Genomic DNA, 15,617 nt, shown 5'->3' on the forward strand with positions numbered 1-15,617 from the left:
ACGCTCCCGGGCCGGCGAAACGGCTGCCCGTCGACGGGGTCCTAGGCTGTCAACCATGACCGACCAGCGCGGCGGAGCCGTCGACGAGTCCTGTGTCCTCACCGAGGGGCCGTGGACGCACCGTTTCGTCGGCGCCAACGGCACCCGGTTCCACGTGGTCGAGGCCGGCACCGGGCCGATGGTGCTCTTCCTGCACGGCTTCCCCGAGCACTGGTGGGCCTGGCACCAGATGCTCCCGGCGGTCGCCGACGCCGGCTTCCGCGCGGTCGCCGTGGACCTGCGCGGGTACGGCGCCAGCGACAAACCACCCCGGGGGTACGACGGCTACACGCTCGCCGCCGACATCGCCGGTCTGATCCGCGCGCTCGGTGAACGCTCGGCGACTGTCGTCGGCAGCGGCGTCGGCGGCATGGTCGCCTGGACCGTGGCGTCGTTCCACCCGTCGCTGGTCCGGCGGTTGGTGGTCCTGGGAGCACCCCACCCGCTGCGGCTGCGCGCCGCCATCTTCGCCGACCCACGCGGGCAGTTCGCCGCCTCCACCCCGGCGTTGAAGTTCCAGCTCCCCCGCTACGAGCACGTGCTCACCAAGGACGGCGGGGCGGCCGTCGGGGAGATCCTGCGCCGCTGGGCCGGACCGCGCTGGGCGGCCAGCTCGGGCTTCGAGGCGTACGCCGAGCGGTGCCGGGAGGCGATGCGCATTCCGCAGGCCGCGTTCTGCGCGTTGGAAGGCTACCGCTGGGCCTTCCGGTCGGTGCTGCGGCTGCACGGCTACCGGTTCGTTCGCCTCATGCAGAAGCCGCTGGTCACCCCGACCCTGCAACTGCACGGCGCACGGGACGTCGCCGCCCTGCCAAGAACCGCCCTGGGGTCCGGCCGGTACGTCGTGGCGCCGTACGAGTGGCGCCTGCTCGACGGGGTGGGGCACTTCCCCCACCTGGAAGCTCCCGAGCTGGTCCTCGGCGAGATCCTGCGGTGGGCCAAGTCCTGATCGATCAGACCCGCTGCTCGCGCAGGTCGGTGACCTCGGCGGCCGGCGCCCAGCCCTGGTAGACGCCGAAGTCGAAGACCTCCAGCTGCATGGCCTCGGCCACCGGCCAGCGACCGCCGGTGTACTCCACCCGCAGCCAGGCGTCGTGTTTCCCGAGCACGATGAACGGTTGCCCCTGCCACGTGCAGGTGGTCCGCACGTACGCCAGGTCCTCGATCTCGCTCGCCGGCAGCACCCGCACGTACCGGCCCGGACGGATCTCCTCGAAGCCCTCACCCGGCTCCGGCTGGTAGAGCCGGATGTCGTCGCCGTCCGGGCTCGCCTGGTACTCCCGGCCCCGCCAGCGGGCCACGTAGCCGTCGCGCATCACGCCTCCGGAACCCGTCGCCAGATGACCGCGTCCGTGTCGAGCACCGCGATCACCCGCTCGGTGCCGTCCCCGCCGATGCGCCAGAGCTGCGCGCCGTGCGGGAGGCGGGCACTGTCCACCTTGAACTCCGCCACCACGTCGCTGCTCTCACCCGGGGCGAAGCCGTTGCCCCGGAACGGCGGGCGTTCGATGACCCAACCCTCCATGGCCCGCATCGCCGGCTCGTTCTGACCGCCGTACGGAATCCGGTAAAGGCTGGGCCGGTGCGCCGGCCAGCGCAGCACGTAGATCTCCTCCGCGTCGCGTACGAACGGTGACCCCGGGTAGCTCAGGCCCAGTGCATCGTGCAGCTCGGCCGGCGTGGTCAGGTGCGCCAACTCGCCGGCCCGGTGCACGAAGCCGGACACCCGGTCGTACCCGCGCTCCAGGTAGTACGCGAGCTGACTCGGCGCGATCGCCTTCTGCATCACTGTCGGACGGGCCGGGTCGACCGCCGCCGGAGCGTACCGGGGGCGGGCCGTGGGTTCCGCCTCGACCGCCGGCTCCTGCGGGTCGACCTCCAGATCGTCGCCGAGCCCCACCTCGGCGGCCCAGTTGGCCAACGCGACGATCTGGTCGCCGGGCAGCTTCGCGCCGACGGGCGTGCCCGGGTTGACGGCGAACGACCAGTCCTCGTCCGGCCAGCGCCGGATCAGCTGGGCGAACTTCACCCGGACGGTGTCGACGTCACCCTCGACGTGGTCGGCGAGACGCTCCGGGGACGTGTAAACCACCACGTACGTCTCGCCGTCGAGCTGGGCGGTACGCCACACGAAGCCCGGGTCGCCGGGACGGCTGCCGCGCACCGAGTCCGCCGCCGACGGAAGCAGGACCCTCGCCAACAGCAGGGTGGACAGGAACGTGTCCGTGCTGCCCGCGCCGGCCGCGCCGAGCAGGTCCTCCTCGACCGTGTTGGCCGGCTCGAACTGCACCGGAGCCGGCTCGTCGACCACCGCACGCTTGTCGTCCACGACCGGGCGTTCGTCGTCGGCGCGTACCGTCTCCGGCTCGTAGCCCACCGGGGATCGGGGCGCCGACCAACCGGCCGAGCCGCCACCGCTCAGGTCGTCACCGCTGAGGCCAGCGCCGCTCAAGCCAGCGCCGCTCAGGTCGGAGCCGCTCAGGTCGGAGCCGCTCAGGTCGGAGCCGCTCAGGCCAGCGCCGCTCAGGTCGGAGCCGCTCAGGCCAGCGCCGCTCAGGTCGGAGCCGCTCGGGCCAGCGCCGCTCAAGCCAGCGCCGCTCAGGTCGGAGCCGGCCGGATCGAACGGGCCCGCGCCGGTGCTGTCCGTGCCGAACAGGCCGGCGGCGGTCTCGGGGGGATCGGCCAGACCCGTGCCGGTGTCGGCCGGTTCGAACGGAGCTGTGCCGGACGAGGCGGGCGCGAACGACGAGGGCACGCCGAACGGATCCGGGGCCGCGGCGGCGGGTCCGGGAACGAAGGGGCCGGGCATCGAGGCCCCGGGAACAGCGGGACCGGGTGCGGCCGGGTCGGGCGCGGGCGGGCCGAACGGCGGCGGGCCGGCGGTCGCCGGGCCGAACGGCGGTGGGCCGGCCGTCGCCGGGCCGAACGGCGGTGGGCCGGCCGTCGTCGGGCCGGCCGTCGTCGGGCCGGGTCGCCGTGTCGTGTCGAAGGCGGGAGCGCCCTCGGTCGGGTCGAGGAGATCGCGGGACTCGATGATGGTGCCCTCGATGACGATGGGCGTGAAGCCGCGACGCGGGGCGGGTGGGCCGGAGACCGGCTCCGCGACCGACGGCGGCAGTTCCTCCACCGGCTCGAAACGCTGCCGGTCACCGGGGCGGCCACGCGGGATCGCCTGGGTCTCGTCGGCCGTGGGAACGTGCCCTCCGACGCCTGTCGGTGACGGCTCACCCGCGGCTGGGCCGGGCACCCGGAACGCATGGGTGGGTTCCTCGGCCAACGGTGTGGGCCGTCGCGGTGGCAGAGGTTGGGTGGCCTCGTCGTCGGTCGACGGCGCCCGTACCACCCGGGACGCGCCCAGGTCGCCGGCCGGTGGCCGCAGCGGTCGGGTGGCGTCCGGTGTCGGCATCGGGAAGGCCGAGGCCGCGCTGTCGCCGCCCGGCGCGTCCGCGGGACGGCGACGCGGGAAGGGCTGGCTGCCCCGCCCGAACCGGGACGGGGGCACCGCGCGGTCGCCCGGCCGGCCGTCCCCGGAGACCGGCCCGGACGCTCGACCGGACGTCGGCTCGAAGAAGGAGCGCCGGCCACCCTGGGTGTTGCCGTCACCGGCGGCCGGGCCGTCGCCGTCACCCGCCGGACGGCTCGCGGACGGCCGGCCGGCGCGTGGACCCGGCTGGTCGACCGGGGCGACCTGGGCGCGGTCGGTGGAGGCCAGCGGCACGTACCGGGATGCGCCGGCACGGCTCGCGCCCGGCACGGGGCCGACGCCGGGGCGGGCCGGTCGGGGCGGGGCGGTCGGCTGCCGCTGACCGGCGGCGGGCAGATCCTCCGGGCCGGATCGGCGCGACAGCTCACCCGGGCCGGGCGCGCGGGTCGGGGTGGCCGATCCCGAGGGTGTACCCACCGGCGGCACCGCGTTCCTCGGGGCGGACCGTCCGGACGGCGTCGGGTCCGACGCGGGCGGCGTGGGCGGCGTAAGCGGCATGGGCGGCACGAACCCGGTGGCGGGCGAGCCGTCCCGGCCGGTCGTACCGGCTCTCGATCGGGCCAGCGTCTCGGCGCGCTCCAGCCGGGCGCGGGCGCCCATGGCACGGCCCGGCAGCCGGACGTCCCCACGGGAGAGCTGCGACACGAACCAGGCGGGCAGGTAGCCCTCGACCGGCAACCCGGGGTTGACCGCGAGCCACCACTCGTGGTTGGGCCAACCGAGGGCGAGGTCGGTGAACGGCACGCGCCGGTTGGTGCCGGCGTGTTCACCGAGGCAGGCCCGCAGCGCCGCGGCGGAGGTGAAGGCCAGCACGTGGGTCCGGCCGCCGGTGGTCCAGGTGCCCCAGCCGGCGGACGACTGGCCGGACGGCGCCGGCGTGGAGACCGGCAACAGCAGATCGGTGCGGGACAGGAGGCGGAAGTAGAGCTCCTGGTCGTTGGCGCGCAGCGCGTCCCGCATCGCCACCTCGGCCTCCGTGGCCGGCTCCCATTCGGTCACGGCCACCTCTCCTTCCGAGAACAGGCCACAGGTATCGCGTACAACCTACAAGGTGGTATCAAGATCACAATGGCTGGCCGGTGGCGGTCCGCCGGGGCGGCGTCGAGGCGATAACATCCCGTTCCGGAGCCGACACGATACGGAGGCTGTCGATGTCCCGGTCGATCGCGCGCCCCGTCCTGGCAGGTCTGGCGGCTGCTCTGCTGACCGCTGCGGCCGGTCCGGCCGTCGCCGCCAGCGCCGGGCTGGGGATGGCCCCGGCCTGCGCGACGCCACTGGCGCCCGTCCGGCCGGTCGAGGCCACACCCTGGCCCCAGCAGCGGTACGACCCCACGCGACTCGCGCCGCTGACCACGGGCGCCGGTGTGACGGTCGCGGTGGTCGACTCCGGAGTCGACCGGGCGCATCCCCAGTTGACCGGACGGGTGCTGGCCGGCACCGACCTGCTCGACCCGGGTGGGGACGGCAGCCGGGACTGCGCCGGGCACGGCACCGGCGTGGCGAGCATCATCGCGGCGGCGCCCCGGCCCGGTGTCGCCTTCCACGGCCTGGCCCCGGCCGCCCGGATCCTGCCGGTACGGGTGAGTGAGCAGCAGGTGGTGCAGGGTCGGGAGTCGGGGCGCACGGTGAGCGCCGACGAGTTCGCCCACGCCATCCGCTGGGCCGTCGACCACGACGCCGACGTGGTGAACCTCTCCGTGGTGCTGTACGCCGACGACCCGGAGGTCCGCTCCGCCGTGCGGTACGCCGTCGAGCGGGACGTGGTGCTGGTGGCCGCCGTGGGCAACCTGCACGACAGCGGCGACCCGCGCCCGTTCCCCGCCGCGTACGACGGGGTGCTCGGGGTGGGCGCGATCGGGGCGGACGGTGCACGGGCGACCTTCTCCCAGACCGGCTCGTACGTCGATCTGGTCGCCCCGGGCAGCGGAGTGCTGGTCGCCGCGCCCGTGCAGGGCCACCAGCAGGTCGAGGGCACCAGCTACGCGGTGCCGTTCGTGGCCGCCACCGCTGCGTTGCTGCGCGCGTACCGACCCGAGTTGACCGCCGCCGAGGTGGTGGAGCGGATCGTCGCCACTGTCGATCCGGCGCCCGGCCCGGGACACGGCGGCGGGTACGGCGCCGGTGTGCTGAACCCCTACCGGGCGGTCACCGAGACGGGCGGCGGCCGGTCGGCCGCCGCGCGGTCGGTTGCCGTACTCGCCGAGGACCGGCCCGATCCGGCGGTGCTCGCCCGCCAGGCCCGCCGCGCGGCCGCCCGGGACCGGGCTCTGGTGGCCGGCGCGGCGATCGGCCTGACGGCGGTCGCCGTGGTGTTGCTCGCGGTCGTGCTGCCCCGCGGCGCGCGCCGGCGTTGGCGACCGGCCGAGCCGGTCTGACCCGACCGGGTCGCCTCGGTGGCCCTCGTCGGAGGGCGGCCGGGGCGCCGACGCGGGCACGGTCAGCGCTCCCGGCCCACCGGCGTCACTGGAACAGCCCGGTGTTCTTCTTCTCCGTGTCCAGATAGTCGGCCGCAGAGTCGTCCACCGCCACCTTGATGGCGCGCAGCATCGCCTGCAGGTCCTGCGAGGCGGACCGCCACCGCGCCTGGCGCTGTTCATACGCCTGTCGGGCGTCACCCGCCCAGGCCGACACCAGCGGCGCGGCGTCGCGTTCGAGCTGGCCGAGCTGTGAGTCGAGCGTGTTCAGCGCCCGTTGAATGTCCACGCCGGCCTGTTGCAGCGCGGCGAAGTTGACGACCAGCACACCGTGGTCCATCGGAACTCCCTCCCGGCAGGTCAGAGCGGCAGCTGGATGCCGCCGCGGTTGGTGCCGGCCACCCGGCTGGCCGCCTCGTCGTCCGAGACGTCGTACTGTCGGCCGGCGGTGCGGATGGCCCCGGCGGTCTCCCGCAGGGCCCGGTGCAACGCGGCCTGATCCTGTGACCACTGCCGCTTGACCTGCTCGAACGACCGCCCACCGGCGCCGCGCCAGGCCTGCTGCAACACCTCCAGCTCGGCCAGCAGGCCGGTCAGCATGGACTGCAACGACTGGTCCACCTGCTCGAACTTCGCGGCGGTCTGCCGCATCACCGCCGCTTCTGCCTGGGTCTGGGACACCCGAACATCACCTCGTCTCCTCGGTCGTGCCTGGCCGGCTGTGCGCCCAGGGGGAGCGCACTATCGCGTGGCCCGGTCGACGAGCATGGCTGGACGCGGGTCAGCGATGAACTTCGTGGCTGACGGTAGCGGCCCGGTAGCAGTTCTGCTACCCCACCGGGCTCCCCTGTGGACAACCACGGCAGCCATCGGTCGCTTACTATGTGCCGCAGCCACGTCGCGGCGCGTGACGGGCAGTCCCGGGGCGGTCGGCCGCCCGGCACGTCCAAACTGGTCGAGGAGGCGCGGTGTCGCCGATCACCACCGGAGGCCCGCACCCGGCGAGCCGGCAGGGTTGGGGCCCGGTCCCGGCCGCCGCCGCCCCGACAGCCGGGTTGGGCGCCCCCACCGCCGTCGGAGCGTCTGTCGGCACCGCGCCGGGTGTCGACACCGGAGCGACCGAAGCCGTCACCGCCGCGCCGGCCGCGCTCGGCGTTCCCGGGCCGAGGGCGGCCAGGGACGGCGCACCCGGTCGACGATCCCGCGGTCGCTGGGCCGCGTTCAGCCGACGCGGCGCGGGGATCCGCGCGGGCCAACTGGTCACCGGGCAGGTCGCCGTCGCGGTCGTCCTCGCCGCGCTGGGTCGGGGCACGCCGCTCACCGTCGCCGCACTGCTCGTGGCCGCGCTCCTGGTCGCGGTCGCCGGCGTGCGGGTGCGCGGCAGGTGGCTCTTCGAGTGGCTGGGCACCGCCGCCGCGCATCTGACCCGGCGGCGCGTGCTGGGTCGGCAGGCCGACCCGGCCGGGTTGCTCGCCCTTGTCGCACCCGGTGCCGTGGTCCACTCGACGGAGCTGTCGGGCGGGCCGGCGGCGGTGCTGGAGGACACCGGCGGCATGGTGGCGCTTCTGGAGCTCGGCGACCCCGGCGACCTGCTCGGCGACGCGTCCCGGGAGATCCCCGCGCCGGCCGCGCTCCTGCCGACGCCCGGTCCGGACGTCCCGCCGGTGCGGATCCAACTGCTTCTCAGCGGGACGCCGGCACCCGTCCCGACGGCGGGTGGCACCGTCGGCACCTCGTACCGGCAGCTCACCGACGGCCGGCTCGCCGGGCGGGAGCGGGCGGTGCTGGCGGTTCGGGTGCTGCGGGCGGACGGGTGGACGCAGGAGGCCCTGCGTCGGGCGCTCGCCGGCACGGTACGCCGGATCGTCCGCCGACTCGGGCCGCTGACCGCCCGGCCGCTCGGCGTGCCTGCGGCACTGCGCGTGCTGGGCGAGCTGGCCCACCACGACGGCCAGCCGGTGCGGGAGTCGTGGCCGCTGCTCCGCTCGGGCGCACTCGTCCAGGCCACGTTCCGGCTGGTCGACTGGCCGCAGACCGGCGCACCGGCCGCGCGGCGGCTGGTGCCCCGGCTGCTCGCGCTGCCGGCGACCGCGACGACGGTGTCGCTCTGCGTCGGGCCGCCGGCGGCCGGCGACACCGGGACCGCGCCGACCGAGATGGCCGTACGCCTGGCCGCCACGTCGACCGCCGAGCTGACCGTGGCCGTCGACGCGCTGAGTCGACTGGTCGACGGCGTCGGCGGGACGCTGCGCAGACTCGACGGCGCGCACCTGAGCGGGCTGGCTGGCACGCTGCCGGTGGCGCTCACCAGCACCGGGGGGCAATCGGCTGTGGCGCTGGACGACTGGGAGCTGACCCTGGGCGAGGCGGGGATGATGGTCGGCACCAACCGGCACGGCGGCGCGGTGACCGTACGGTTGTTCCGGCCGGAGAGCACCCGGGTGATGCTGGTGGGCGGGGTGCGGGCCGCGCAGCTGGTGGCGCTGCGGGCGATGGCCCTGGGCGCGCTGGTGGTGGTGCAGACGGCGCGACCCCGCGCCTGGGAGCCGTTCGTGCGGGGTGTGGGCGCTCCGGGCGGAACGATCCCGCTGATCCCGCCGGGCCGACCGGTCGCCGACTCGGTGGGTACCGCGCTTCAACCGTTGCTGCTGGTGGTCGACGCCGGGCCGGTGCCGGCCGAGACCGAGCCGGGTCCGGCGTGGCGGGCCACCCTCGTGGTGCGCGACGAGCTGACCCCGGCCGATGTGGACGCGTTGAGCCGCGCGGATCTGGCCGTGTTGCAGCCGCTGCACGGGGCCGAGGCCGCGCTGGCTGGAACGGCGCTGGGGCTGGGCGGCTCGGCCGACTGGCTCACCCGGATCCGGGACGACATGGTGGCGGTGGTGAACCGCCGAGCCCTGCGCTGGGCGCTGCTCTCCCCCACCCCGATCGAGGCCCAGCTGATCGGCCCGCCGGCACGCGGCTGAGCCGGCGGGGACGCCGACCCGAGTGCTGCCGGGCGCTCCCGGGGCCGCGTCGTCGTGGATGGTCAACTGGTGGGTTACGCCGGTGAGTGGTCCGTGGCACGATCCCGGCCATGGGTTTTCTGAAAGGGTTGCTGATTCGGCTGGCCACCACGGCGCTGGCCTTCTGGTTGGCCACACTGCTCATTCCGGGCATCGACCTGGAGTCGACCTCGGCAGTGGAGACGGTCACCACGCTGATCCTGGTGGCGGTGATCTTCGGCGTCGTCAACGCGGTGCTCCAGCCGGTCATCAAGACCGTCGGCTGCGGCTTCTACCTGCTCACCCTGGGTCTCATCGCGCTGGTGGTGAACGGGCTGCTGTTCCTGCTCACGAGCTGGATCGCCGACCAGGCCGGGTTGCCGTTCTCGGTGGACGGCTTCTGGCCGGCCGCCGTGCTCGGCGCCCTGTTCGTGAGCATCGTGACCTGGATCCTGGGCGCCGTTCTCGACCGGGACTGACGGCGACCGACCACCACCGACCCGGACCGCCCGGCCCCCGATGGGCCGGGCGGTCCGGTGACCAGAGTTCGGGAATTGGCGGGCCGGCGAGCCGATCGGGTTGGTTAGCCTCACAGACGTGTTCTCGCTGACCCGCTCCGACGGCCACCTGATCAGCACCGACCCCGCCCGGCTCGACCTGGACCGGATCCACCACTGGCTGTCCACCGACGCCTACTGGGCGCTGGGGCGTGACCGGGAGACGGTGGTGCGGGCGTTCGCCGGGTCACTCCCGTTCGGCGTCTACCGACCCGGGGACGGCCACCAGGTGGCGGTGGCCCGGGTGGTCACCGACGGCGCCACCTTCGCCTGGCTCTGCGACGTGTACGTCGACCGCGCCTCCCGGGGCCGCGGGCTGGGCGGTTGGCTGGCCGGCGCGGTCCGCGACCACCTCGCCGAGCTGGGCGTACGCCGGATTCTGCTGTCGACCAGCGACGCGCACGAGGTGTACGCGCGGGTCGGCTTCACCCCGTTGGACGTTCCGCAGCGGTGGATGCAGCTCGACCGGCGCCCACCGGTGACGCCGATCACCGGAAAGGAACAAAGCGGAGGTTCACCCCTTACGGTGGAGGCGTGACGCCACTCCGCCTGGGATACCTCTACGGCATCGGCGCGTACCTGCTCTGGGGTTTCTTTCCGCTCTACTTCAAGCTGCTGCGACCCACCGGCCCGCTGGAGATCCTGGCCCACCGGATCGTCTGGTCGGTGCTCTTCGTGGCCCTGCTGCTCGGCGCGCTGCGCAACATCGGCTTCCTGCGGGCGCTGCTACGCCGCCGCCGGACGGTCGCCGGGATCGTCGCCGCGTCCGCGCTCATCGCCATCAACTGGGGCATCTACATCTACGGAGTCAGCTCCAACCGGGTGGTGGAGACCGCGCTCGGCTACTTCATCAACCCCCTCGTGGTGGTGCTGCTCGGGGTGACGGTGCTGCGGGAACGACTCCGCCCGGCGCAGTGGGTGGCGCTGGGCATCGGCGCGTCGGCCGTCGCGGTGCTCGCCGTCGACTACGGCCGGCTGCCCTGGCTGGCCCTGAGCCTCGCGTTCAGCTTCGCCGGCTACGGCCTGATCAAGAAGCAGCTCGGGTTGCCCGCCGCCGAGGGGCTCTTCGTCGAGTCGGCGGTGCTGGCGCTGCCCGCGCTGGGCTATCTCGCCTGGCTGAGCCGGCACGGCGGGTTGACCTTCGGGCATGTCTCCGCCGGGCACACCGCGCTGCTGGTGCTGGCCGGCGCGGCCACCGCGATCCCGCTGCTGCTCTTCGCCGGGGCCGCCAACCGATTGCCACTGACCGGCCTCGGCATGATCCAGTACCTGGCGCCGATCCTCCAGCTCGCCTGCGGCGTGCTGATCTTCCACGAGCCGATGCCGCCGGCCCGCCTCGCCGGCTTCGCACTGGTCTGGCTGGCCCTGGTCGTCTTCACCGCCGACGCCATTCGCCAGGCCCGCCACTCCAGAAGCACCCCACGCCTCCCCAGCCCCGTCCCAACCCCCTAACCCACACCCCGCCCCGCCCCGCCCCGCCCCGCCCCGCCCCACCCCACCCCACCCCCGCGATCTTGCAGTTTGTGTCGTCGATTTGCGGTTCTTGACCCGTTACGGGACGACAGAAAGTGCAAGATCGCGGCGAAGGGGGGGCGGGGTCGCGGGAGGCGGCGAAGGGCGGGCGGGGTTACGGGACTGCGTAGGTGAGCAGGGGGGTGCCGTCGGAACGTTGGAGTTCCACGCTGACCAGCTCGGCGTCGGTGAAGCGGGTGACGCCGGTGAAGCTGAGGTCGTCGCCGGGGGCGGCCAGCCAGGAGCCGATCTGCTCGCTGCTGCCGTTCGGGCCGTGGGCCACCAGCCGGAACGGGTACGCCTTGCCGTAGCTCGTCCGCGCGTCGTACCCGCAGTGCATGGTCACCTCGGTGCCCCACTTGCTGCCGGCCAGCCCGATCTCGGCGTGCACCGGCCCGGCTGTCGCCACCGGCCGCATGGCGACCATCGACACCTGCGGGCCGGGGTGGGTGCCCTGTGCGCCCGGGGTCACCGGTGGGGCGACCGGTCGGGGCAGCACCGCGGCCGTGCCGACACCCACCACGAGGGCGAGCGCGGCGGCGGCCAGCGTCGTGAGGGCGTACCGCCGACGGGTCGCTGCACGCTCGCGGCGCCGGCGGTTCCGGGCCTCCTCGAGCAGCGCGGGCACCCGGGGCGGGGACGGCGGCGGCAGGAACTGCTCCAGACCCGCAGGGTCGAGACGACCGAGCAGTCCCGGCAGGACGGCGATCTCGGCGACCGCGTCCCGGCAGGAGGCGCAGCCGGCGAGGTGCCGCTCGTAGGCCGCCCGTTCGGCGGGGGCCAGGGCGCCCAGCACGTACGCGCCGTCGTCGTGCGCGAACTCGCACCGAGTCATCCCGTCACCCCCATCTCGGCCAGGACCAACCGTAGTGAGCGCAGGGCGTAGTGGGTGCGCGACTTCACCGTGCCCGGCGGTACGCCCAGCCTCGATGCCGCCTCGGCCACCGACCGCCCCTGGTAGAAGCATTCGACAAGCACTTCACGGTGGGTGGGACTGAGCCGGTTCAACGCCTCGGCGACGGTCCACGCCTCCACCGCGCGCTCGGCCTCGTCGACCACCTCGGGCGGCTCGGGCAGTTCGTCGGTGAACACCTCGCCGACCCGGGTGGACCGTCGCCGCCAGGCGTCGATGGCCAGGTTACGGGCGGTGGTGAACAGCCAGGCGCGTACGGAGCCGCGTCGCGGGTCGAGGGACTCGGGGTGCCGCCAGGCCCGCAGCAGCGTCTCCTGCACCAGGTCCTCGGCCCGCTGCCGGTCGCCGTTGACCAGCCGCAGGGCGTGTGCGTACAGCGCCTCCGCGTGCTCGTCGTGCAGCGCCCGCAGCAGTTGGGCGTCATGGTCGCTGATGGCGGTCTCCTCACTTCCGGCGCGCGTCCGGCGGTGTGTCCGCTCGGGAATACGTGCGGTCACGCCGAACGGTTCAGACCGAGGTCAGACCGCTGGTGCCCGCGCAGGTGTTCACGCCTGGTTCACACTGCGGCCGACGACCGCTCACCACGTCCTCCTAGCGTCCGGCTGGTACGCCGCCTGTCGTGCCACCGACTTTCCTGGAGGCCACTTCCATGAGCGACCGTCCCCGGCTGCTCCCCCTGTTGACCGGCAACCGTCACGGCACCCGTGATGCCATGACCTGTCTGTACCGCTGCGGCAACGCCTGTGACCACCCCGTCCCGAACACGTCGGACAACGCGTACTTCGGGGACGTGGTGAACGCGGAGGTCTCCCGGCGCGGCGTCGTCCGGGCCGGCGCGGTCGGCGCCCTGGTCCTCGGCTTCGGTGGCGCGGCGGCCGGCGCGCTGGCCGGCGCGGCCCCCGCCGCCGCCGCGGCCCCCGCCACCCCGGACGTGCCGGAAAACTTCGGCTTCGGCCGTCCCACCACGGGTGTCGGCAGCGGCGCGCTGACTTTCAAGCCGATCCCGCCGAACAAATTGGACACCCTTGTCGTGCCGAACGGCTACGACCACGCCGTGGTGATCAAGTGGGGCGACGCGGTGCTGCCGGGGGCGCCGGAGTTCAATCTGCACCACCAGACCGCCGCCGCCCAGTCGAAGCAGTTCGGTTACAACAACGACTTCGTCGGGGTGCTGCCGCTGGACAGGCAGGGCAGGCGGGCGCTGCTCGTGGTCAACCACGAGTACACCAACGAGGACCTGATGTTCCCCGGCTTTCCCGGCCTGGACGGGCTCTCCGTGGAGCAGCTGCGCACGGCGATGGCCGCGCACGGCATGTCCGTGGTGGAGTTGGAGCGGGTCGCCGGCACCGGGCAGTGGAAGCCCGTGGACAACGGTCGCCGGCCGTACAACCGGCGGGTCACCGCGCTCAGCACCACGTTCGACCTGACCGGCCCGGCCGCCGGCTCGGCCTGGCTGAAGACCGCCGCCGACCCCAAGGGTCGTACGGTCGTCGGCACGCTGAACAACTGCTCCGGTGGCGTGACCCCGTGGGGGACGGTGCTCTCCGGCGAGGAGAACTTCAACCAGTACTTCGTCGGCGCGGACGCCGCTCCGGCCGACCTCAAGCCGAAGCTGGACCGCTACGGCATCACCACCGCGTCCCGCTACCCCAGCGGCAGCCGTAAGTGGGAGCGCGCCGACGAGCGTTTCGACCTGGCCAAGCACCCCAACGAGGCGCACCGGTTCGGCTGGATCGTCGAGATCGACCCGTTCGACCCGGAGAGCCGCCCGCGCAAGCACACGGCGATGGGCCGCTTCAAGCACGAGGGCGCGAACGTCATCGTCGCCAAGGACGGGCACGTGGTCGCGTACATGGGCGACGACGAGCGGTTCGACTACCTCTACAAGTTCGTCTCGGACAAGAAGTTCCTCAAGGGCAACTCGTGGGCGGCCCGCAAGCACAACCTCACGCTGCTGGAGTCCGGCACGCTCTACGTCGCGCAGCTCGACCAGACCAGCGCGGGCGAGATCGACGGCTCGGGCAACGTCCCCGCCGACGGCGCGTTCAACGGTCGTGGGCGCTGGATCAAGCTGGTCAGCGGTAACCGCTCGTTCGTCGACGGGATGACCGCCGCGGACGTGCTGACCTTCACCCGGCTCGCCGGCGACAAGGTCGGGGCGACCAAGATGGACCGCCCGGAGGACGTCGAGCCGAGCCTGCTCACCGGCAAGGTCTACGTGGCGCTGACCAACAACACCGACCGCGGCAAGGCCGGCAAGGCGACGGCCGACGAGGCCAACCCGCGCAACGCCAACAAGCACGGGCAGATCCTGGAGCTGGTCGAGGACCGCAACGACAACACCTCGGAGACCTTCGCCTGGTCGCTGCCGATCGTGTGCGGCGACCCGACCGACCCGTCGACCTTCTTCTCCGGGTACGACAAGACCAAGGTCTCCCCGATCTCCTGCCCGGACAACGTCGCCTTCGACGCCACCGGCAACCTGTGGATCTCCACCGACGGCAACGCGCTGGGCAGCAACGACGGCCTCTTCGCCACCGCCGTCGAGGGTCCGGAGAAGGGTCACCTCAAGCAGTTCCTGACCGTGCCACTCGGTGCGGAGACCTGCGGCCCGTTCATCACCGGCGACAACCGCTCGGTGTTCGTCGCGGTGCAGCACCCGGGTGAGATCACCGGCGCGTCGGTGGAGAACCCGGCCTCGAACTGGCCGGACGGCGACTACGCCAAGCCGGGCGTGGTGGTCACCTGGCGTCTCGACGGCGGCCCGGTGGGCAGCTGACGGTGCCCCCGCGGCCGGCGGGCCGCTGACGTTCCCCCAGGCGGTTCGGCGCTGGACCGCCCCGAGAGGCCCTCTCCCAGCCCGGGAGAGGGCCTTTCGGTATCCGGTGGGTCAGTGGTCGGAGGCGATGCCGTCGGCGACCGTGCGGGCGACGGTGAGCAGCTTGGCCCGGACGACGCGCGCGGACGTCATCATCTCGCTCGCCGGCAGGGCGCAGGCCAGTACGACCCGGCGTTCCATGTCCTTGTCCGGCGTGACGAGCACCGCCGCGCAGGCCACGCCCTGGCGGAACTGCCCCAGCTCCAGCTGCATCCCGCGTCGGTCGCCGGCGGCCAGGTCGGCCTCGAACGCCTCGGTGGTGGTCAGCGTGGCGGTGGTGAACGGGCGCATGCCGTACTCGCGCAGGTAGCGGAAACGCTGCTCGGTGGTGAGAGTGGCGAGCAGGGACTTGCCGAGGGCCGTCGCGTGCGCCCCCTCGTCGAAGCCGGGAACCAGGTCTTCCAGGTAGGGCGAGCGGTGCCCCTCGGCCACCGCGGTGATGGCGACCTGACCGCCGACGAAGCGGCCCAGGTAGTGGCTGTAGCCGGTGTCCACGGCGGCCCGGCGCAACGTCTCACCGACCACCGGCGGGCCCCGGAACGCGGTCACCAGCTCGCGGTAGCGGTCGGCCACCTCCAGCCCCACGATGTACGTGCCGTCCTCGCGACGGATCACGTAGCCCTCGTAGGCGAGGGTGCGGACCAGGTGGTAGGTGGTGGCCACGGTCAGCTCGCACCGTCGGGCGATCTGCTTGACGGTCAGGCCCTTCGGGGCGCGACCGACCGACTCGAGCACCCGCAGGGCTCGGGACACGCTGCGGATCAGGTCCGAGGGTTCTGCCAAGGGGTCGCGCACAACCACCTCCGCCGCCGGGGACTTACACCATATGAAAAACA

14 protein-coding genes are annotated in these 15,617 nt (G+C 73.6%); 7 read left to right on the forward strand and 7 right to left on the reverse strand.

What is annotated here, in order from left to right; all coding sequences use genetic code 11:
- Positions 1-55 precede the first annotated feature (55 nt).
- Positions 56-988, forward strand: coding sequence for an alpha/beta hydrolase (locus AB0B97_RS06430; protein ID WP_357491166.1), 933 nt, complete (start codon positions 56-58; stop codon positions 986-988).
- 4 nt (positions 989-992) lie between these two features.
- Here the strand turns inward: AB0B97_RS06430 and AB0B97_RS06435 are convergent, their stop codons facing one another.
- Positions 993-1,358 (reverse strand): hypothetical protein, encoded by a 366-nt coding sequence (locus AB0B97_RS06435; protein WP_357491168.1) that lies wholly within the window; start codon positions 1,356-1,358, stop codon positions 993-995.
- Positions 1,355-4,522 carry an SseB family protein gene (locus tag AB0B97_RS06440; RefSeq protein ID WP_357491170.1) on the reverse strand — a complete coding sequence of 1,056 codons (3,168 nt, stop codon included), beginning with the start codon at positions 4,520-4,522 and terminating at the stop codon, positions 1,355-1,357. The genes AB0B97_RS06435 and AB0B97_RS06440 overlap by 4 nt, the downstream gene beginning before the upstream one ends.
- A gap of 152 nt (positions 4,523-4,674) precedes the next feature.
- Between AB0B97_RS06440 and mycP the strand changes: the two genes are divergently transcribed.
- Complete coding sequence (mycP, locus tag AB0B97_RS06445) at positions 4,675-5,898, forward strand: type VII secretion-associated serine protease mycosin (RefSeq protein ID WP_357491172.1); 1,224 nt, start codon at positions 4,675-4,677, stop codon at positions 5,896-5,898.
- A gap of 85 nt (positions 5,899-5,983) precedes the next feature.
- On the opposite strand, the gene AB0B97_RS06450 is transcribed toward mycP, so the two are convergent.
- Together AB0B97_RS06450 and AB0B97_RS06455 are read right to left on the reverse strand one after the other, a co-directional pair.
- The gene (locus AB0B97_RS06450; protein WP_234584563.1) at positions 5,984-6,277 is read right to left on the reverse strand and encodes a WXG100 family type VII secretion target; all 294 of its coding nucleotides are present in this window, start codon (positions 6,275-6,277) and stop codon (positions 5,984-5,986) included.
- 20 nt (positions 6,278-6,297) lie between these two features.
- Positions 6,298-6,618, reverse strand: coding sequence for a WXG100 family type VII secretion target (locus tag AB0B97_RS06455; RefSeq protein WP_234584564.1), 321 nt, complete (start codon positions 6,616-6,618; stop codon positions 6,298-6,300).
- 560 nt (positions 6,619-7,178) lie between these two features.
- Here AB0B97_RS06455 and eccE point away from each other — a divergent pair.
- The 4 genes from eccE to rarD all read left to right on the forward strand — a co-directional run bounded on the left by eccE (position 7,179) and on the right by rarD (position 10,930).
- Positions 7,179-8,903, forward strand: coding sequence for a type VII secretion protein EccE (gene eccE / locus AB0B97_RS06460; protein WP_357492055.1), 1,725 nt, complete (start codon positions 7,179-7,181; stop codon positions 8,901-8,903).
- A 110-nt stretch (positions 8,904-9,013) separates the two neighbouring features.
- A complete protein-coding gene (locus tag AB0B97_RS06465) occupies positions 9,014-9,400 on the forward strand; it encodes a phage holin family protein (protein WP_234584566.1) in 387 nt (128 codons plus the stop codon).
- A 118-nt stretch (positions 9,401-9,518) separates the two neighbouring features.
- Positions 9,519-10,016 carry a GNAT family N-acetyltransferase gene (locus AB0B97_RS06470; protein ID WP_357491175.1) on the forward strand — a complete coding sequence of 166 codons (498 nt, stop codon included), beginning with the start codon at positions 9,519-9,521 and terminating at the stop codon, positions 10,014-10,016.
- The gene (gene rarD / locus AB0B97_RS06475; protein WP_357491177.1) at positions 10,013-10,930 is read left to right on the forward strand and encodes an EamA family transporter RarD; all 918 of its coding nucleotides are present in this window, start codon (positions 10,013-10,015) and stop codon (positions 10,928-10,930) included. Before AB0B97_RS06470 ends, rarD begins: the two co-directional genes overlap by 4 nt.
- 175 nt (positions 10,931-11,105) lie before the next feature.
- Here rarD and AB0B97_RS06480 read toward each other — a convergent pair whose 3' ends face one another.
- Together AB0B97_RS06480 and AB0B97_RS06485 are read right to left on the reverse strand one after the other, a co-directional pair.
- The gene (locus tag AB0B97_RS06480) at positions 11,106-11,825 is read right to left on the reverse strand and encodes a zf-HC2 domain-containing protein (RefSeq protein WP_357491179.1); all 720 of its coding nucleotides are present in this window, start codon (positions 11,823-11,825) and stop codon (positions 11,106-11,108) included.
- Positions 11,822-12,337, reverse strand: coding sequence for a sigma-70 family RNA polymerase sigma factor (locus tag AB0B97_RS06485; RefSeq protein WP_266249813.1), 516 nt, complete (start codon positions 12,335-12,337; stop codon positions 11,822-11,824). Before AB0B97_RS06485 ends, AB0B97_RS06480 begins: the two co-directional genes overlap by 4 nt.
- A 215-nt stretch (positions 12,338-12,552) precedes the next feature.
- Between AB0B97_RS06485 and AB0B97_RS06490 the strand changes: the two genes are divergently transcribed.
- Complete coding sequence (locus tag AB0B97_RS06490; protein WP_357491181.1) at positions 12,553-14,682, forward strand: PhoX family phosphatase; 2,130 nt, start codon at positions 12,553-12,555, stop codon at positions 14,680-14,682.
- Positions 14,683-14,793: 111 nt separating this feature from the next.
- Here AB0B97_RS06490 and AB0B97_RS06495 read toward each other — a convergent pair whose 3' ends face one another.
- Positions 14,794-15,576, reverse strand: a complete 783-nt coding sequence (locus tag AB0B97_RS06495) for an IclR family transcriptional regulator C-terminal domain-containing protein (RefSeq protein ID WP_234584571.1) — start codon at positions 15,574-15,576, stop codon at positions 14,794-14,796.
- Positions 15,577-15,617: the final 41 nt, after the last annotated feature.

The organism is Micromonospora sp. NPDC049004, from assembly GCF_040649315.1.
Classification (GTDB): Bacteria; Actinomycetota; Actinomycetes; order Mycobacteriales; family Micromonosporaceae; genus Micromonospora.

Excerpts from the sequence above, each read along its gene's own strand:
- AB0B97_RS06430 (WP_357491166.1), top strand. The coding sequence starts at position 56 with ATGACCGACCAGCGCGGCGGAGCCGTCGACGAGTCCTGTGTCCTCACC.
- mycP (WP_357491172.1), top strand. The coding sequence starts at position 4,675 with ATGTCCCGGTCGATCGCGCGCCCCGTCCTGGCAGGTCTGGCGGCTGCT.
- AB0B97_RS06450 (WP_234584563.1), bottom strand. The coding sequence starts at position 6,277 with ATGGACCACGGTGTGCTGGTCGTCAACTTCGCCGCGCTGCAACAGGCC.
- AB0B97_RS06465 (WP_234584566.1), top strand. The coding sequence starts at position 9,014 with ATGGGTTTTCTGAAAGGGTTGCTGATTCGGCTGGCCACCACGGCGCTG.
- AB0B97_RS06480 (WP_357491179.1), bottom strand. The coding sequence starts at position 11,825 with ATGACTCGGTGCGAGTTCGCGCACGACGACGGCGCGTACGTGCTGGGC.
- AB0B97_RS06490 (WP_357491181.1), top strand. The coding sequence starts at position 12,553 with ATGAGCGACCGTCCCCGGCTGCTCCCCCTGTTGACCGGCAACCGTCAC.